16 protein-coding genes are annotated in these 18,248 nt (G+C 66.4%); 8 read left to right on the top strand and 8 right to left on the bottom strand.

What is annotated here, in order from left to right; genetic code table 11:
* Window positions 1–5: 5 nt before the first annotated feature.
* Genes ACMGG8_RS03885 through ACMGG8_RS03865 form a run of 5 tightly spaced genes read left to right on the top strand, consistent with a single transcriptional unit; the run spans window position 6 to window position 5,121 of the window.
* Entirely contained in the window at window positions 6–1,763 is a 1,758-nt protein-coding gene (locus tag ACMGG8_RS03885) for a bifunctional alpha/beta hydrolase/class I SAM-dependent methyltransferase (protein ID WP_414159197.1), read from the top strand.
* Entirely contained in the window at window positions 1,763–3,109 is a 1,347-nt protein-coding gene (locus ACMGG8_RS03880; RefSeq protein WP_414159196.1) for a phosphatase PAP2/dual specificity phosphatase family protein, read from the top strand. The genes ACMGG8_RS03885 and ACMGG8_RS03880 overlap by 1 nt, the downstream gene beginning before the upstream one ends.
* Window positions 3,099–3,554 carry a hypothetical protein gene (locus ACMGG8_RS03875; protein ID WP_060841831.1) on the top strand — a complete coding sequence of 152 codons (456 nt, stop codon included), beginning with the start codon at window positions 3,099–3,101 and terminating at the stop codon, window positions 3,552–3,554. Before ACMGG8_RS03880 ends, ACMGG8_RS03875 begins: the two co-directional genes overlap by 11 nt.
* A gap of 9 nt (window positions 3,555–3,563) precedes the next feature.
* On the top strand, window positions 3,564–4,187 hold the full coding sequence (locus ACMGG8_RS03870; protein WP_060845043.1) for a lysophospholipid acyltransferase family protein: 624 nt from the start codon (window positions 3,564–3,566) through the stop codon (window positions 4,185–4,187).
* Window position 4,188: 1 nt separating this feature from the next.
* Window positions 4,189–5,121 (top strand): phosphatidate cytidylyltransferase, encoded by a 933-nt coding sequence (locus ACMGG8_RS03865; protein ID WP_047290136.1) that lies wholly within the window; start codon window positions 4,189–4,191, stop codon window positions 5,119–5,121.
* Between the two features lie 172 nt (window positions 5,122–5,293).
* On the opposite strand, the gene ACMGG8_RS03860 is transcribed toward ACMGG8_RS03865, so the two are convergent.
* Window positions 5,294–5,767 (bottom strand): Lrp/AsnC family transcriptional regulator, encoded by a 474-nt coding sequence (locus ACMGG8_RS03860; protein ID WP_016966246.1) that lies wholly within the window; start codon window positions 5,765–5,767, stop codon window positions 5,294–5,296.
* Between the two features lie 132 nt (window positions 5,768–5,899).
* Here ACMGG8_RS03860 and ACMGG8_RS03855 point away from each other — a divergent pair, with 132 nt between their 5' ends.
* Entirely contained in the window at window positions 5,900–6,541 is a 642-nt protein-coding gene (locus ACMGG8_RS03855) for a LysE family translocator (protein WP_375136258.1), read from the top strand.
* A gap of 171 nt (window positions 6,542–6,712) precedes the next feature.
* Here ACMGG8_RS03855 and ACMGG8_RS03850 read toward each other — a convergent pair whose 3' ends face one another.
* From ACMGG8_RS03850 to ACMGG8_RS03825, 6 genes are all read right to left on the bottom strand, one after another.
* On the bottom strand, window positions 6,713–8,863 hold the full coding sequence (locus tag ACMGG8_RS03850; RefSeq protein ID WP_414159195.1) for a hypothetical protein: 2,151 nt from the start codon (window positions 8,861–8,863) through the stop codon (window positions 6,713–6,715).
* Window positions 8,850–10,055: a DUF3142 domain-containing protein gene (locus ACMGG8_RS03845; RefSeq protein WP_414159194.1), complete on the bottom strand. Its 1,206-nt coding sequence runs from the start codon at window positions 10,053–10,055 to the stop codon at window positions 8,850–8,852. Before ACMGG8_RS03845 ends, ACMGG8_RS03850 begins: the two co-directional genes overlap by 14 nt.
* 136 nt (window positions 10,056–10,191) lie before the next feature.
* Window positions 10,192–12,231, bottom strand: a complete 2,040-nt coding sequence (locus ACMGG8_RS03840) for a pyridoxamine 5'-phosphate oxidase family protein (protein ID WP_414159193.1) — start codon at window positions 12,229–12,231, stop codon at window positions 10,192–10,194.
* A 25-nt stretch (window positions 12,232–12,256) separates the two neighbouring features.
* Entirely contained in the window at window positions 12,257–12,886 is a 630-nt protein-coding gene (locus ACMGG8_RS03835) for a glutathione S-transferase family protein (protein ID WP_108544957.1), read from the bottom strand.
* Window positions 12,887–13,011: 125 nt separating this feature from the next.
* Window positions 13,012–13,914 carry a LysR family transcriptional regulator gene (locus ACMGG8_RS03830; RefSeq protein WP_060841838.1) on the bottom strand — a complete coding sequence of 301 codons (903 nt, stop codon included), beginning with the start codon at window positions 13,912–13,914 and terminating at the stop codon, window positions 13,012–13,014.
* 70 nt (window positions 13,915–13,984) lie between these two features.
* A complete protein-coding gene (locus tag ACMGG8_RS03825) occupies window positions 13,985–14,305 on the bottom strand; it encodes a hypothetical protein (protein ID WP_060841839.1) in 321 nt (106 codons plus the stop codon).
* 262 nt (window positions 14,306–14,567) lie between these two features.
* On the opposite strand from ACMGG8_RS03825, the gene ACMGG8_RS03820 reads away from it, so the two are divergent.
* Together ACMGG8_RS03820 and ACMGG8_RS03815 are read left to right on the top strand one after the other, a co-directional pair.
* Window positions 14,568–15,794, top strand: coding sequence for a PAAR domain-containing protein (locus tag ACMGG8_RS03820; RefSeq protein WP_060841840.1), 1,227 nt, complete (start codon window positions 14,568–14,570; stop codon window positions 15,792–15,794).
* A 5-nt stretch (window positions 15,795–15,799) separates the two neighbouring features.
* Window positions 15,800–16,261, top strand: a complete 462-nt coding sequence (locus ACMGG8_RS03815) for a hypothetical protein (protein ID WP_060841841.1) — start codon at window positions 15,800–15,802, stop codon at window positions 16,259–16,261.
* Window positions 16,262–16,410: 149 nt separating this feature from the next.
* Here the strand turns inward: ACMGG8_RS03815 and glmS are convergent, their stop codons facing one another.
* Complete coding sequence (glmS, locus tag ACMGG8_RS03810; protein ID WP_060841842.1) at window positions 16,411–18,243, bottom strand: glutamine--fructose-6-phosphate transaminase (isomerizing); 1,833 nt, start codon at window positions 18,241–18,243, stop codon at window positions 16,411–16,413.
* Window positions 18,244–18,248 lie beyond the last annotated feature (5 nt).

Below are 18,248 nucleotides of genomic sequence, written 5' to 3'. Positions count from 1 at the left end.
TGGCAATGCGCGACGCTCAACACCAGACGTTCCGGACCCATGACGGCGTCGAACTGTTTTACCGCCACTGGCCGGCCACTGAAGTGGCCCCCGGCGAACCGCGGCAGGCGGTGATGCTGTTCCATCGCGGGCACGAACACTCCGGGCGCATTGCCCACCTGGTGGACGAGTTGAACCTGCCGCAGTTCGACTTCTTCGCCTGGGACGCCCGCGGCCACGGCCAATCCCCGGGTGCCCGCGGCGACAGCCCGAGCTTCGCCACCAGCGTGCGCGACGTGCAGACCTTCTGTGACCACCTGGGCAGCGCCCACGGCATCGATGAAGAACACATCGCCGTGGTGGCCCAGAGCGTCGGCGCGGTGATCGCTTCCACCTGGGTCCACGACTACGCGCCGCGCATCCGCTCCCTGGTGCTGGCCTCGCCGGCGTTCAAGGTCAAGCTCTACGTGCCCTTCGCCCGTCCCGGCCTGGCGCTGATGCGGCGTTTTCGCGGCAACTTCTTCGTCAACAGCTACGTCAAGGCGCGCTTCCTGAGCCACGACCCGGAACGGGTGCGCAGCTACGATGCCGACCCGCTGATCACCAAGGCGATCTCGGTCAACGTGCTGCTGGGCCTGTATGAAGCGGCCGACCGGGTGGTGGCCGACGCCCAGGCTATCCAGGTGCCGACCCAAGTGCTGATCTCCGGCTCGGACTTCGTGGTGCACCGCAAGCCCCAGGAGCAGTTCTTCGAGCGCCTGGGCAGCCTGCACAAGGAAAAACACATCCTCCCCGGCTTCTTCCACGACACCCTGGGGGAAAAGAACCGCGCCCCGGCCGTGGCCAGCATCCGCCGCTTCATCCTGCAGAACTTCGCCCGCCCGCTGAACCGCCCTGCCCTGCTGGACGCCGACCGCCTGGGCGTCACCTGCGCCGAGTCCGAGGCCCTGGCCGCGCCGCTGCCGCACAACTCCCTGCGTGACCTGTACTGGCGCGCCACCCGCGCCAGCATGCGCCTGGGCAGCCAGCTGTCGGCGGGGGTCAAGCTGGGCTTCGACACCGGCTTCGACTCCGGCAGCACCCTGGACTACGTCTACCGCAACCAACCCACCGGGCATTCCGCCCTGGGCCGGCTGATCGATCAGAACTACCTGAACTCCATCGGCTGGCGCGGCATTCGCCAGCGCAAGCTGCACGTGGAAGAGCTGCTGCGCCTGGCCATGGAAAAGCTCCGTGAGCAGGACAGCGAAGTGCGCATCGTCGACATCGCCGCCGGCCACGGCCGCTACATCCTCGAAGCCCTGCAAGGGGTCAGCCCGCTGCCGGAATCGATCCTGCTGCGCGACTACAGCGACATCAACGTGCGCGACGGCAGCGCATTGATCCAGGAAAAGGGCCTGGGCGAGATCGCGCGCTTCGTCAAAGGCAACGCCTTCGATCGCGAGGACCTGGCGGCCCTCGATCCCAAGCCGACCCTGGCGGTGGTCTCCGGGCTCTATGAACTGTTCGCCGACAACCAGATGGTCGGCGGCTCCCTGGCCGGCCTGGCCAGCGCCGTGGAACCCGGCGGCTACCTGGTGTACACCGGCCAGCCGTGGCACCCGCAGCTGGAACTGATCGCCCGTGCCCTGACCAGCCACCGCGAGGGCCAGGCCTGGGTCATGCGCCGCCGTACCCAGGCGGAAATGGACCAGTTGGTGGAGGCCGCGGGCTTTCGCAAGATCACCATGCGCGTGGATGAATGGGGGATCTTCAGCGTGTCCCTGGCGCAACGGGTGCAATGATGAGCACGGGCGCCTTGCCGGCGCGGGAGCCGGGCCTGCTGAAACCGGCGGTGCTCTGGCTGCTGCTCTTGGCACCGCTGTTCTTCAGCACCTACGGCTTCGCCACCTGGGTCACCGCCCAGCGCGACGACGTCGGCAGCCTGGTCTTCGACTGGGAGCGGCATATGCCGTTCTGGGCCTGGACCATCGTGCCCTACTGGTCCATCGACCTGCTCTACGGCTTCTCCCTGCTGCTGCCGCGCAGCCGGGTGGAGCTCAAGCGCCACGCCCTGCGCCTGCTCACCGCGCAACTGATCGCGGTCAGTTGCTTCCTGCTCTGGCCGCTGCGCTTCACCTTCCCCCGGCCGGAGCTGGACGGGGTGTTCGGCTGGCTGTTCGAGGTGCTGGCCGGCTTCGACAAGCCCTTCAACCAGGCGCCGTCGCTGCACATCGCCCTGCTGGTGGTGCTGTGGGTCTGCTACGCCCGGCATAGCCAGGGCTTCTGGCGCTGGCTGGTGCATGGCTGGTTCGGCTTGATCGGGGTGTCGGTGCTCACCACTTATCAACACCACTTTGTCGATGTGCCCACCGGCGCCCTGGCCGGCTGGCTGTGCGTCTGGCTGTGGCCGCTGGATCGCCCCAGCCCGCTGTTCAGCGCACAACCGGCCCAGGACCCGCGGCGGCGCCAGCTGGCCTGGCGCTACGCCCTGGGTGCGGCGCTATTGGCGGTGGCCGCCTTCACCTGGGGCGGCACCGGGCTGTGGTTGATCTGGCCCGCCGTGGCGCTGTTGCTGGTGGCCCTGAACTACGCCCTGCTCGGCGCCGCAGGGTTCCAGAAGCGCCAGGACGGCAGCCTGAGCCCCGCCGCCCGCTGGCTGCTGGCGCCCTACCTGGCAGCGGCCTGGATCAACTCGCGGCTGTGGACAAAAAACCATCCACAGCCGGATCAGGTTGTGGATAACCTCTGGCTCGGCCGCCTGCCGACTCCGGCGGAGCTCAAGGACAGCCCCTTTGTCGCGGTGCTCGACCTGTGCGCCGAGCTGTCCCTGGACAGTCGCGGCTTGCAGGCCTACCAGAGCCTGCCGGTACTGGACCTGTGCGCCCTCAGCCCCGAGCAATGCCTGGCTGCGGCGCAAGCCGTTGAACGCCTGCGCCAGCAAGGCCCGCTGCTGGTGTGCTGCGCCCTGGGTTATTCGCGCAGCGCCACGGCGATTGCCGCCTGGCTGCTGCACAGTGGCCGCGCCGCCACGGTGGACGCGGCCGTGGTGCAGATCCAGCGCGCACGCCCGCAGATCGTCCTGCAAGCAGCCCAGCGGCAGGCGCTGGAAACCCTGATCAGTACCAAGAGACCGGCTCATGTCCAGTGAGATGCAGCTCTACAGCGTCGCCAGCCTGCTGCGCCGGGGCCGGGCCCTGGATCAGTTATCCACAGGCCTGACCCTGCTCGGTGCGCTGTATGGCCTGGGCCAGTACCTGCTGGCCAGCGTCACGCTGGGTGGGCTGATCCTCAGCCTGGCCCTGGTGCTGCTGGGGCTGGTGGAAAAGTACCTGGCGCTGCGCGTGGCCTTCGACGCCGACCTGTTTCAACGCGTGGCCGATAGCCCCGCGTCCCTCGAACACAGCACCCAGGCCCTGGATCAGGCCCTGGGCGCCCTCGGCCTGCAGCCTGTGGAAAAAGGCGGCCGGCCCTGGGACCAACGCAGCCGCGGAGCCCTTGGCCTGCTGCGCCGCCAGGCGTTGCTGCTGGCGGCACAAGTGCTGGTGCTGTTGAGCTTGATCCTGGCCAGCCCCTGGCTGACCTTCGCCGGATAAGGAATGCCCATGTTCGAACCCCTGGTTGCCAACCTCATCACCTCCGCCGCCCGCAGCATCACCGGGGCCCGCAGCCTGTGGCTCGGCTCCGCGCCGCAGCCGGTGCAACGGATCTACTTCGCCAACCACAGCAGCCACGGTGACTTCGTGCTGCTCTGGGCCTCACTGCCGCCGGCCCTGCGCAAGCTGACCCGGCCCGTGGCCGGTGCCGACTACTGGCAGAAAAGCCCCCTGCGCCGCTACATCATCAACCGGGTGTTCAACGGCGTGCTGATCGACCGCGAGCGCAAGGAGGCTGTGGATAACAATCCCATGCAGCCGATGCTCGATGCCCTGGACAACGGCGACTCGCTGATCATCTTTCCGGAGGGCACGCGCAACCTGGAAGACGGCCTGCTGCCGTTCAAGAGCGGGATCTACCACCTGGCCAAACGTTATCCACAGGTGGAGGTGATTCCGGTGTGGATCGCCAACCTCAACCGGGTCATGCCCAAGGGCCGCTTCCTGCCCCTGCCCCTGCTGTGCACCACCAGCTTCGGTGCGCCGCTGAGCCTGGAAGAAGACGAAACCAAGGAACACTTCCTCGAACGCAGCCGCGCCGCGCTGCTGGCCCTGGCTCCGGAGCACAGCTGACATGGATAAGCAGACCCTGATGTTGTTCGGCGGCATTGGCGCCATTCTGGTGCTGGCCTCGCTGATCGGTTTCATCCTCCAGTGGCGCACCCGCGGCACGCCCAACCCGGTGATCGACAACCTCAACGCGCGGATCAACGCCTGGTGGGTGATGGTGCTGGTGATCGGCATCGCCTTCTGGCTCGGCACCGCAGCGGTGATCCTGCTGTTCTACGCGGTGTCGTTCTACGCCCTGCGCGAGTTCCTCACCCTGACCCCGACCCGGCGCAGCGATTACCCGGCCCTGGTGGCGGCCTTCTATCTGGCCCTGCCCCTGCAATACCTGCTGATCTACTCCGACTGGTACGGATTGTTCTCGATCTTCATCCCGGTCTACGTGTTCCTGCTGCTGCCGATCCTGGCGTCCCTGGGCGGTGACAGCACGCACTTCCTGGAACGCGCCTCCAAGGTCCAGTGGGGCCTGATGATCGCGGTGTTCTGCGTGTCCTTCGTGCCGGCCCTGCTGACCCTGGACATCGCCGGCTACGAAGGCCGCAACCTGCTGCTGATCGCCTATCTGGTGATCGTGGTGCAGCTCTCGGATGTGCTGCAGTACGTCTGTGGAAAACTCTTCGGCAAGCGCAAGATCGCCCCCAACCTGTCGCCGTCCAAGACCGTCGAGGGCTTTGTCGGTGGCATCCTGCTGGCGTCCTTGATCGGCGGCGCGCTGTTCTGGATCACCCCGTTCAATGTCTGGCAGTCGTTCCTTATCGCCCTGCTGATCAACCTGCTGGGCTTTGCCGGCGGCATCGTCATGTCGGCCATCAAGCGCGACCGCGGGGTCAAGGACTGGGGCCACATGATCGAAGGCCACGGCGGCATGCTCGATCGCCTGGATTCGGTGTGCTTCGCCGCGCCGATCTTCTTCCACCTGGTGCGCTACTGGTGGACCTGAGCCCCTGTGGCGAGCGAGCTTGCTCGCGCTGGGCTGCAACGCGGCCCCAGGCCCGGCCAACGCAAAGCACATGACACCCCGCGTAGCCAGATTCTGCGGCCGCTGCGCGACCGAGCGGGAGCAAGCTCCCTCGCCACAGTAGCTTGAGCGCTGCCCCGGCTGGCCAGGATCATCAGCCGGGCAAGTGCCCCAATGGCAAGGGCCCCGGGGTTTTCACCGTGTGAATGGCGAAGTTGCTGCGGATGTCGCTGACCCCGGGGATCTTCAGCAGGCAGCCGGTGAGAAACCGGTCGTAACCGCGCAGGTCCGGGACCACCACCTGCAGCAGGAAGTCCGACTCGCCGGACACCAGGAACGCCGAGATCACCTCCGGCAACTGCAACACCGCCTGGCGGAACGCTTCGGCCTCGGCGTCGTTGTGCCGCTCCACCTTGACCCCGACGAACACCGTCAGCCCCAGCCCCACTTCGTCGCGGTCCAGGGTCGCCTGATAACCGCGGATCACCCCGGCCTCTTCCAGCATGCGCACCCGGCGCAGGCAGGGTGACGGCGACAGGCCGATCTCCTCCGCCAGTTGCACGTTGCTCAGGCGGCCATCGCGTTGCAGCGCGGCGAGAATCTTGCGGTCGTAGGCGTCGAGTTTCATGTTTGGCATATCCGGATGGCCATCGCAGTAAAAGCTGGAAGGTTATGCCAATTTTCGCCGTTTTGCTGGCGGATTACGCAAGCACCTGCCGCCCCCTGTGGCCCTAAACTGGGCGCACCGACTCGACAACGAATGGGGTGCAAGGTGGCGCAATTGTGGATGTATTTCCTGGCTCTGGCGGTGGTCTACCTGCTGCCCGGTCCCGACATGATCCTGCTGCTGCAGACCGGTGCCCGCCAGGGCAAGGCCCAGGCACTGGCCACGGCCCTGGGGCTGGCGATCTCCCGCGGCTGCCACGTGGCCCTGGCCGCCCTGGGCCTGGCGGCGCTGTTCAAGGCCGCGCCCTGGACCTTCGACGTGGTACGCCTGGCGGGCGCCGCCTACCTGCTGTGGATCGGCATCCAGTGCCTGCGCGCCAACCTGCTGCCCAATCTCGACAGCGCCGGCGCGGCAGCCACGCCCCTGCGCTGGCGCCAGGCGATCCAGCGCGGCCTGCTGACCAACCTGCTGAACCCCAAGGCACTGTTGTTCTGCTCGGTGCTGTTGCCGCAGTTCATCGATCCCCAGGCCGGGGCGGTGGTCCCGCAGTTCGTCACCCTGGGGGTGCTGCTGGTAGCGGTGGGCGGTTTGTTCGACGGCTGCTACGCCCTGGCCGGTGCCGGGCTGGGCCGCTGGATGCAGCGCAGTCCTTCGGCCCAGCGCGTGCAGCAATGGCTGTTCGGCAGCCTGCTGATCGGCTTTGCCTTGCGCCTGACCTTCGTCCAGCAGGCCTGACGGCATCTGTAGCCGCTGCTGAGCCTCGGCGAAGCTGCGCGAAGGTCCGCAGGACCTTGCCTGGCGATCCCTCGACAAAATGTACGCCCCAGAGATCGCCGCGACCGCTGCGTCGGAGTGCCGCCCAGCTCGTACGCCGCCTGCGGCAGCGGCTACAGGCGGGGCACGCCTTTATGTCGCCTTGTGCGAGGACACCGCGCGGCGGCGTCGGAACAGGTAGGCCGCCCCCAACAGCAGCACGCCGGCACCGGCGCCGGCAACCAGCCTGTGCTCGGCCACCGCGGAACGGGATGCGTCCAGCCACTGGGTCAGGTAGCGCTTGTTGGCGCTGCCGAAGTCCGGCTCCTGGCAGTTCATGCCGAAATTGCCGGCCCATTCCACAAAGGGTCCGTTTTCCACGTAGCGTCGGTAGTAGTCGATCTCGACATCGCTGCCGCGGGTCCAGCGCGCCGCCTTGCACAGCACCGCGGCATAGGCCTGGCTGGTGTGAGGCAGGAAATCCGCCGCCCGGTTGCCCAGTTCCCCGGCCACGTAGCGGTAGTGGTAGCGCACGTCGGGCTCGGCGGTGGTGGCTTGCTGGCGCTGCACTTCATCGGCGCTGACAAAGGGCCCGGCCTGCACCGGCGGGATCTCCAGGCTGTAGCTGCCCCAGAGGCTGTGAAAATCAGGGCCCATTTCGTACCCCAGGATCTCCATCCCCGAGGCCCGCGCCAGCTTGCCGGCCTGGTAATAGGCCTCGGCCCGGCGCGTGGGAAGCCAGGCCGACTCGGCACGGCGTCGATACTCGCCGTAGGCCTTGGCGATGGCCTGGCGTTCCGGGCTGTCGAAATAGCCCCAGCCTTCTTCGTAACGTCCTTCACGCAACAGGCGTCGGCCAAGCAGTTCGCGTATCTGGGCGGCAATCGGCAGGGTTTCGTAATAGGCATCCGGCTGCTTGGGAGTCGGCGCTGGCGCCGGAACCCGGGCATCGACGAACTGCTTGAGTTCATCCAGGGTCAGCACCCGCTCCGCCACCGTGGCCGCGTCGTGCCAGTAGATGTCGCCGCTGCGGTAGAGCAGCTCGAAGGCTTGCACGTAGTCGCCCCGATCCAGGGCCAGCACGGCGCTTTCGCCTTCGACCCGGCACCCGGGCTTGAGGTCTTCGTAATTGCCGTCGTAATCGCCGCGAAAGCCCCAGCTCTCGTCGCGGGGGAAGGCCGCGGCGGCCTTGGCGTAAGCCGCGGCGGCAGCCACCTTGTCGCCATCACGCAGGGCCATCTTGGCCCGCAGCCACCAGGCCAGGCCGCCGTCGCCGGCCTGTTCCAGCAACTGCCGGGTGGTGGCGAAATCGCCATTCTGATAATTCAGCGCCGCCAGCCGGTCGGCATTGTCGAAGCTGCCGGCGGTGCCCTGGCTCAGCAGCTTGATCAGTTTCACCTCCGACTCCGGCCGCTCGCCGAAGGACCAGCCCTGATGGGAGATCAACGAAGCGGTGAGCAAGCGGGCTACGGAAGGATGCTTGAGCTGCTCCAGCAATTGCGCGTCCGGCAGGCCGCTCAGTTCGCCCACTACCTGTTTCAGGGAGCTGTAGCCGACCTCCGAACCCAACTGGTTCTGCACGGCATACAAGTCGATGGCCTGGCTCCAGTCGTTCTGATCCTTGAGGAGGCGGGCCTCCTCCCCCAGGCTGGCGACGCCCAGGCTCAGGGGGTCGCTGAAGGCGTCGATGCTCAGCTGCCGGGTCTGGGCGAAGGCCTGGCGCGCCGACTGGCGCATGTCGCGCCGGCCCTGATCGTCCAGTTCGTTGGCTTGCTCGCTGATAAAGGACAGGGCCCGACCCAGGGAATAGGCGGCCCAGGTACTGCGCAGGGCACGCTGCTCGGCGGGCAGCGCCAGCACCTTGCGGAAATACTCCGCCGCCAGCTCATGATCCCCGGCGCTGAAGGCCACGGCGCCAGCGGTGTAGAACTTGATCTCCAGCGGCAGGCCGGCCCCTTGTTGCTCCGCCACCCGTGCGTCATTGAGCTTGCGCAGCTGGGCCACCAGGGTTTGCTGAGCCTGATCCAGCCCTTGCCGTTCTGCCCAGTTGCGCTCTTGCACCGCGTAGCTCTCAGGCAGGCTGTAATCGACACTGAAGCCGTTGTTGGCGACCGGCATGAGCCCGACGATGGGCTGACCCAGGCGGCTGATCTCGAACTGGAAACTGCCTTCGGGCAGTTGCGCCAGCGTCTGTGGGCGGTCGTCCAGCAGGCGCATGGGGAAAGTCGGCCCACAGGCCAGGGCCGGAGCCAGGGGCAGGCACAGGCTCAGGCACAGCAGGTGACGGGATCTAGGGACGAACATGCGCAGCTCCTTGGTCAATTTTTGTACAGCGGGCCCAGCCCACGGCGCGGCTGGCGCCTGCGGCCAGACGGCCGCTGCGTTGCCGGGTCAACAGCAGCTGGCCGTCGCGCAGCTGTGCGGAATAGCCGCCCAGCCCGTCGAATCCGTCGCATTGGGCAACGGCCAGGGTCAGTTGTTCAGGCAGCGGCCGGTCTAGGTTGCCCGCGTTGCTCAAGCGGATGTCGAACAGGCCGTCCTGTTGTTCCTCCAGACGGATACCCAGCTCAGCGCTCAGGGCATCGCCCCGGGCCACCGCCCGCAGGGTTTCCAGGCTCCAGGCCCGCACATCGCCCTTGAGCGGCAGGCGAAACCAGATCAGACCGGCCAGATGGGGCGGCGGATCGGCACGCAGGGCGCGGCCCAGCTGGCTCAGTTGCTCGGGGTCGGCCATCAGTTCCTGACGCTCTCCAGCCCGCCGCAGCGGCGCCTCGCTTTCCACCAGGGGCGCGCCCTCGGCCCCGGGGAGCACCGCGACACCGTAGGCGGGCAAGGCCAGATAGAAGGGTTTGGCGCTGATCCGCGCCCAACGCCGGGCCCATTGCTCGGCTTGCCGCGGATCGAACAGGCCGCGCCGTGGATCGCTCACGGCGTGCACCTGGAGCACGCTGCTGTCGACCTTGGCCAGCAGGCCCGGCAACTCGCGACTGTCGAGCCAGGCCGGCAAGGCGGTGATGCTCAGGGCCAGGTGAGCGGGCAGCGCCGCTCGCAAGCGCTGCAGCAGCCCGGCGTAGGCGGGCAAGCGCGCGCTGCCGGCATCGTGGTCGATCTCGACCCCGGCCGGAGTCAGGCCCTGCTCCTGCCAGTCCACCAGCAGTTGCTGGACCTGACGGATGATCTCGTCCTGATCCAGGGACGGCAGTTGACCGTCGAGACGCACCACCGCGATCAACGGCCGCCCATCCTGCTTGAGCGAGGCGGCGTCGATCCGGGCACGGCTCCAGCCGGCCTGTGGAAAAGCCTGCAGGGCCAGGACCCGGACTGTGGAAAAGTCGGCCCGCGAGCCTGCCAGGGCGTCGGCGTGGGCCGGGGTCCACTGGCGTTGCCAGATGTAGAGTTGCTGGTCCAGCACCGGCTGAGGGTCATTGCCGCAGGCGCTGAGCAGCAAGGCACTGAGCCACAGGGCAAAGAAACGGAGAACGGCCCGGGGGAGCATGAATCGTTGATTCCCTTTAACGCGAAAAAGACCCTGGAGTGCCGGGTGCGAGGCCAATGCCCGGCCTTGAGATCGCGCCAGCCTACGCAGGGCCGGGGCCGGCGGCAATCGCTGGCGAGGAGTTTTTTTTGCCCTGCTACAGGTCGAGGATCAACGGCGCGGCGTCGTTATCCACAGCCGCCGGAACGGCGCAGCAAATCAGCACCTGACCGGGTTCGGGCTTGTACGCCGGCACCTGTGGATAACTGACCTGGCCGCTGATCAGCCGGGTCTGGCAGGTGCCACAGGAACCGCCACGGCAACTGAACTCCGGGTGCAGGCCGGCGCTTTCCGCCAGTTGCAGCAGGCTGCCGCTGGCGGGCTGCCAGCTCAGCGCTCTGGCCGCCTGCTGGAAACGCACCGGCACAGCGGCGGTGGCCGCGGGCGGCTGGTCGAAGGCCGGCGCCAGGGGATCGGGCCGGCGGCGCAGGGTCGAGGGGCCGAAGGTTTCGGCGTGGATCTGCTCATCGTTGATGTCCAGGTCCCGCAGGCTGTCGTACAGATCCTGAGTAAAGGCGCCGGGACCGCAGAGCACGAAGTCGGCACTGTCGACGTCCAGATCCGGCTGTGCCAGTAGCCGTTGAACGTGCAGGCGGCCAACCAGATCGAAGTCGACGCCCGGCCGTGCCTGCGCTTCCGGCTGGCTGAGCAGGCGCAGCACCCGCAACGCTCCCCCGGCCTGCGCTTGCAGGGCTTGCAGCTCGGCGGCAAAGGGTTGCTCGGCGAGACTGCGCGAACTCTGGATCAGCCAGCAAGGCCGGCTGCGGCGAGTGCGCAGGCCCTGGTACACCACCTCCCGCAACATCGATAGCAAGGGAGTGATACCAACCCCGGCCGCCAGCAGCACCAGCGGCCGCGTTGCCAGCGGATCGGCGCTGAAGCGGCCCTGGGGCGACCGCGCCTCCAGCAGATCGCCCACCTTGAGCTGGCGGTGCATATGGCTGGAGAAGCGCCCTTCACGCTTGACGCTGATCCGCAGGAAAGCGTCAGAAGGCGCACTGGACAGGCTGTAGGTACGGATCAGCGGCTGGCCATCGATCGTCAACCGCAACGGCAGGTGCTGGCCCGCCAGGAAGCCCGGCGCTCCGGCAGTGTCGGCCGGCTCCAGGTAGAACGAACGGATGCTGCGGCTTTCGTCCTCGATGCGCGTCACCCGCAGGGGTCGCCATTGCTGACCCAGGGCTGCCGCCCGCAGCCGGGCCTCGGCCTGGGGCCAATTGCCGGTCAGCAGGCTGTTGGGGGAGAAGGCCTGCAGCTCGCCGCGCAGGGACAGGGCGCCCGGTCGGCGGATCATCTGTTCCGGGTAAAAGCGCCACACCCGCTCGGCACCCTGAAAGGCGGCGATCAGCGGCCCGTCGAGAATCAGCTCGGTGCGCCCGCTGAGCTGCAACAGCTCGCCGCTGCGAAAATCGATGAACAACAAGCCCGCCCGCGGATTGAGCAGCAGGTTGCCCAGGGTGTTGAAGTGCAGGTTGCCGGCAAAGTCGGGAATGGTCAGGCAGTTGCCCTCGACCCGGACAAACCCCGCCTGCCCGCCCCGGTGCGACACGTCCACCGAACGCTGGCCATCCAGGTCGACGTAGCTGGCCACGAAGAAGGTGTCGGCAGCGCCGATCAGCGCCCGGGCCGCCGGGTCCAGGTCCTGGCGACGCTGGGCCGGGCGGCTGGCGGGGTCGCTCAGGGCCACCTGCTGCAGCTCGCGCAGCTGGATGTACTGCGGGCAATTGCCGAAGGACTGCTCCACGTTCACGCTGAAACCGTCGCGGTCCAGGTTGCCGATCCGGCCATTGAGGCGGTTGCGCCGCCGGGTATGCAGCTCGATCCCCAGCAAGCCCACCGCCGCCCCCTCGTGCAAGACCAGCGGATCATCGGCGGCGGGCAGGCTGTCCAGGCGCAACAGATCGGCCTGGGGCGCCTGAGCGAAGCCGGGTGGACCTTCCAGCACGCTCGCCCAGGGATGGCCCTGGTCATCCACCGCCCCCACCAGGATGAACGGCAGTTGCTGGTAGAACTGCCGGTGCTGGTCGGGCATTGCCGGACGGATGACCTTGGCGCCGAAGGCTTGCATGCGCTCGGCCACCCCGGTCAGGGTCTGAAGCTGCCGTTCGCCGGCATGCCAGGGTGATTGGGTGTTCATGGGCAAGCCTCCGCCGGATCCGCCGTCAGGCGCTTTTCAAACCCGCCGCAGTGGACGGCATGGGGACAAAACCGGGCAGCGCCTCGATCCGCGCCAGCCAGGCCCGTACATGGGGGTAAGGCTCCAGTGACACGTTGCCTTCCGGGGCGTGGGCGATGTAGCTGTAGCCCGCGACATCGGCAATGGTTGCCTCCTGTCCAACCAGGAAGGGCCGGCTCGCCAGCTCCTGGTCCATGATCTTGAGCAGGGCGTGGGCCCGGGCGATGACTTCCTCGGCATTGAACGAGGCGCCAAACACCGTGATCAGCCGCGCCGCGGCCGGTCCAAAGGCGATCTGCCCCGCCGCCACCGACAGCCAGCGCTGCACCTGGGCCGCGCCCACGGGGTCGCTGGGCAACCAGCGGCCCTGGCCATAACGCTGGGCCAGATACACCAGGATGGCGTTGGAATCGGCCAGCACCACGCCCTGATCATCGATCACCGGCACCTGGCCAAAGACGTTGAGGGCGAGGAAGTCCGCCTGCTTATGAGCGCCCTTGGCCAGGTCGACAAAGATGGTTTCGCTGGGCAGGTCCAACAGGGACAGCATCAGTTCGACCCGATGGGCATGCCCGGAACGGGGAAAGTTGTAGAACTTGATAGGTGGCTGAGACATGGTCGACTCCGCTAACGAGGCGCGGTCGAAGTGCCGCGCTGGGAGCCCTATCTTGATCCCCGGAGAAAAACAACAGAATCACCAGGAATCGCAATCCATCATTTCATCCAGCGCAATAAAGCCGATCAGGGATTGAGCGAGGGGTGTTGCCGCAGGGTCTGCACCGCGAAGTCGACAAAGCTGCGCACCCGCGCCGGCGCCTTGCGCCCGCCCTGGTACACCACATGAATCGGCAAGGGCGCCAGCTCGAAGGCCTCGAGTACGATTTCCAACTGCCCCGCCGCCACCTTGTCGGCGACCTGATAGGACAGCACCCGGGTCAGCCCCAAGCCCAGGCAGGCGGCACTGATGGCCGCCTGATTGGCGCTGACCAGCAACCGCGGTTCGGGGCGCACACTCAGTACCCGGCCGTTGTCATTGAACTGCCAGTTGCGCGTCTGACCAATGGACGAGGGCGCGATCACCGGTGCCTGGCGCAGCTCATCGGGGTGTTGCGGACGCCCATGGGCCGCCAGGAACTGCGGCGCGGCGCACACCACCCGGCGCACCTCGCCGACACGGACACTGTGCTGACCGCTGTCGGCCAGCTCGCCGATGCGCACCGCCACATCGATGCCCTCCTCCACCATGTTCGCCACCCGGTCCAGCAGCAGGGCGTTGACGCTCACCTGTGGATAACGTTGCAGGTAGCGCACCAGCAAAGGCGTGACGAACAGATCGCCGAACAGCACCGGCGCCGTCAGGGTCAACTGGCCCCGGGGCTGGGCATGGACGCCGGCGGCCGAGGCCTCGGCATCCTGGACCTCGGCCAGAATGCGTCGGCAATCCTCCAGGTAGCGTTGCCCGGCATCGCTCAGGTGCACACGGCGGGTGGTGCGCAGCAACAGCTGAGTGCCGATGCGCTGCTCAAGCGCGGCAACGGCCCGGGTCACGCTGGCGGCCGACAGGTTCAGGCGCCGGGCCGCAGCGGCGAAACCCTGCTCCTGAGCGACGCACACGAATACCTGCATTTCCTGGAACCTGTCCATGCCCCACCTCAGCTGCCGGCGCCTGCCCGGTGGGCGCCGCGAGCCCGCAGCATAATCCAGGGCCCGGGCTTCAGGGGATACACCAGGTGCCAACATCGTGCCTATCGAATCCCGGGCACGGGTTGTTCTTGGCAATCAGCCGGTAAGGCTGATCTTCGGTGTAAGAAAAATAGAAGTAGTAGTGCCGATCTTCCCCGTACAGCCAATAGGAAGAAGAGCCCTGGTTGATCCGTGTTGGCTCGAAGGTCCAGATGGACGATTCGGCGGGAATGAAGTTGGCCCGATCCATCAACAGCAAGAGGCTGTTGGACAGCACTGGGGTCAGGGCTCCCAGCATCAGGACAGCCAGCATCAGCAGGAGCATCCATCCATGAATCAGGCGAAGTTTCATTGGTTTTCCATTAGCGGGATAAAAATCCAGGCCTGCGCACAGGTTGGGATTCCTCGGGCCGTCCACTGACATTCGCCGCGGACTCGGAGCATGCAAAACTGTCGCACAAAAATAACCTTGCGCGTGAAGCTCCCGCCCTCCTTCGCCGCAGACTGCCTTTTTGGGCCTTGCCCCTGCCCTGGCGACTCTTTGATAATCCGCGCCCCGGGCCAACCACTGGCCCCAGGGAAGATGCTTGTCGTATCGGAGGCTCAATCTCAGCATGGATGTACAGGCCGCGGCACGTTTGGGCGACGAAATCGCTCATGGATTCGGAGTTGCAGCCATGCTCGCCGGTGCGGTGGCAGGCGCTCTCATTGGCGCGGCCATCATCGCCGCGACCGCGGCAACGGGTGGCCTGGCGGCTGTGGTCCTGGCGGGTTCGGTCGCCGCCGGTGGCCTGTCAATGTTCCAGTTGGTGAAGGGACTGTCGACCATTTTCGATCTGCCCGAACCCGCCACCGGTGAACTCATAAGGGGCAGTCCCAACGTCTTAGTCAATCTGCGCAATGCCATGCGGGCCGGCGAAGACGTGTCCAGTTCCTGCAGCGGCTTTCCCGTCGCGCATCCGCCCTGGCCCTTCCCGGTCACCATCGCCGAAGGCAGCGCCACGGTGTACATCAACGGCAAGCCGGCGGCGCGACTGAGCAGCAAGATGACTTGCGGTGCGCATATCAAGTCCGGCAGCCATAACACCTTCATCGGCGGTCCGACGCTGCAGGTGGAGTTCGTGCTGGATATCGAGGGCTGGCTGCACACCGGCCTTGAGGCGCTGGGCCTGGTCGCCGCCGCCGGTGCACTGGTGCTGGCCGCCATGGCCGGCCTGGCGGCCCTGCTGACCACAGTGGCGGTGGGCGCCGCGATCTATGGCGGCATGGAATTGCTTGGGCAGCTCGGCGACCGGCTCGGCCCGGGCTACCGTGACCTGCTGCAAGGCATGGCCGGCCTGGCGCTGCTCGGCGCCGGGCCGAAAATGGCCAAGGTAAGCGCCGAACGCAATGCGGCGCGACTGGCCAACCAGTCGCAAGTGCTAGAGGTGCGAACGGCCGCGCAGGTCAACGAGGCGATGATCGCCGAGGGCAACTTGCCGGCGTGGTTGGAAGGCACCCAGGTCAAGACCGAGATAGTGCCGCCGGGACGGCAATACCAGATGGTTGTCGCCAAAGGCCAGGCCGAGGCCATCATGCAGGGCAAGCCGGCCTTCGGTGGCTTCGCCGCTCCGGAGCCGATTCCCAGCCAGGCCTATGCGCGGGATAAACTGGTGATCCTCGATCGGTTCAAGACAGATGTGTCCCATGTGATCACCGTCGAAACCACGGCACCGCAAAAGATTCACAGTGGCCTCACCGGTCCGCTGGAGAACTACAAGGGCGGCGTGCAGCAAGTGGAGTTCGTCGGTGACAGGAATCTGAAAATTGTCGGCACGCCTAGTTTGCTGCCTGTGGAGTGAAAGTTGTGATTAGTGATTTCGAGCGAATCCGCGAAGACGGCAAAGTCATCGACGAACACATGACAGTGGACCAGATGATCGCTCTGGGCTGGGGTCCCTGCCGAGTCGTCGAAGCTTGCTGGCGCTGGCAGGATCAGCCCCTGAGCGTGGTCAACAGCCGCGGCCTGCTGGCGATCGTGGTGCCGGATCGGCAGCACCTCGCCATCCTGTGGAACGATGATGACTCCGGGGTGGCGGCGACGCTTTACGTGGTTTCCGGCGACCGCCAGCAACAGATCAGAATTGCCGACCAGTTGCTGATCAATGGCCAGCTTGAGGCAGGTGTCTACAGCTGGTTCGAACAGTTTGCGCACGATTCGCCCAGCATCTTTACCTGCATGTTCAGCCGTCAGCGTGACCAGGCGATGTTCAGGGTGGATATCGACGCATCGACTGGCGACATTGTTTCGGTACAGCATTCGCGCTGAAGGCCATGCCGTCCGCCAGCCAGGCTGCCGGACACGACAAGCGCAGCCGGAAGGTCAAGGCGCATGGCAAAAGGGGAGCCTGGACAGGCTCCCCTTTTTGTTTGCAGTTGCGGTTATCCAAAGCCAGGCACTGCCCGACTGTGGATAACTCACTCCACGGTGACTGACTTGGCCAGGTTACGCGGCTGGTCGACGTCGGTGCCCTTGAGTACGGCAACGTAGTAGGACAGCAGCTGCAGCGGGATGGTGTAGAGGATCGGCGAAAGGATGTCGTGGATGTGCGGCATCTGGATCACGTGGGTGCCTTCGCCATTGGTCATGCCGGCTTGTTCGTCGGCAAACACGATCAGCTCGCCGCCACGGGCACGCACCTCTTGCAGGTTGGATTTGAGTTTTTCCAACAGCTCGTTGTTCGGTGCCACGGTGACCACCGGCATGTCGTTATCCACAAGGGCCAGCGGGCCGTGCTTGAGCTCACCGGCCGGGTAGGCTTCGGCGTGGATGTAGGAAATCTCCTTGAGCTTGAGCGATCCTTCCATCGCCACCGGGTACTGGGCGCCACGGCCGAGGAACAGGGTGTGGTGCTTGTCGGCGAACAGCTCGGCGGTCTTCTCCACCACGCCGTCCATGGCCAGGGCTTCGCCCAGGCGGATCGGCAGGCGGCGCAGCTCTTCCACCAGTTCGGCTTCGACGCCGGCGGCCAGGGTGCCACGCACCTGGCCCAGGGAAAGGGTCAGCAGCAACAGGCCCACCAGCTGGGTGGTGAAGGCCTTGGTCGAAGCCACGCCGATCTCGCGCCCGGCCTGGGTCAGCAGGGTCAGGTCGGATTCGCGCACCAGGGAGCTGATGCCGACGTTGCAGATCGCCAGGCTGGCGAGGAAGCCCAGCTCCTTGGCATTGCGCAGGGCCGCCAGGGTGTCGGCGGTTTCGCCGGACTGGGAGATGGTCACGAACAGGGTGTCAGGCTGCACCACCACCTTGCGGTAACGGAACTCGCTGGCCACTTCCACCTGGCACGGAATGCCGGCCAGTTCTTCCAGCCAGTAACGGGCCACCATGCCGGCGTGGTAGCTGGTGCCACAGGCGACGATCTGGACATTGCGCACCTTGGCGAACAGCTCGGCGGCTTGCGGACCGAAGGCCTGGACCAGCACCTGATTGGCGCTCAGGCGGCCTTCCAGGGTGCGTTGCACCACGGATGGCTGCTCGTGGATTTCCTTGAGCATGAAGTGGCGGAACTCGCCCTTCTCCGCCGCTTCGGCACCGTCACGGTACTGCACCGCTTCGCGCTCGACGGCCTGGCCCTCGATGTCCCAGATCTGCACGCTGTCACGACGGATCTCGGCGATGTCGCCTTCTTCCAGGTACATGAAGCGGTCGGTGACCTGGCGCAGGGCCAGTTGGTCGGAGGCGAGGAAGTTTTCCCCCAGGCCCAGGCCGATCACCAGCGGGCTGCCGCTGCGGGCAGCGACCAGACGATCCGGCTGGCTGGCGCTGATCACCGCCAGGCCGTAGGCGCCATGCAGTTCCTTGACCGTGGCCTTGAGGGCAGTGGTGAGATCGCCCAGGTCCTTGAGCTTGTGGTCCAGCAGGTGGGCGATGACTTCGGTGTCGGTGTCCGAGGTAAACGTGTAGCCCAGGGCGCTGAGCTGCGCGCGCAGGGCTTCGTGGTTCTCGATGATGCCGTTGTGCACGATCGCCAGGTCGCCGGAGAAATGCGGGTGGGCATTACGCTCGCACGGCGCGCCGTGGGTGGCCCAGCGGGTGTGGGCGATGCCCAGGCGGCCCACCAGCGGCTCGCTGGCCAGGGCCTGTTCCAGTTCGCTGACCTTGCCCGGACGGCGCAGGCGCTCGAGCTTGCCGGCGTTGGTGTAGACCGCGACACCGGCGCTGTCGTAGCCGCGGTATTCGAGGCGCTTGAGGCCTTCCAGCAAAATGGCGGTGATATTGCGTTCAGCAACGGCGCCAACAATTCCACACATGGTTT

The organism is Pseudomonas sp. BNK-45 (assembly GCF_047456255.1).
GTDB lineage: Bacteria > Pseudomonadota > Gammaproteobacteria > Pseudomonadales > Pseudomonadaceae > Aquipseudomonas.
Note: the sequence above shows the minus strand (reverse complement) of the source record. Positions and strands in the feature narration are given on the sequence as shown.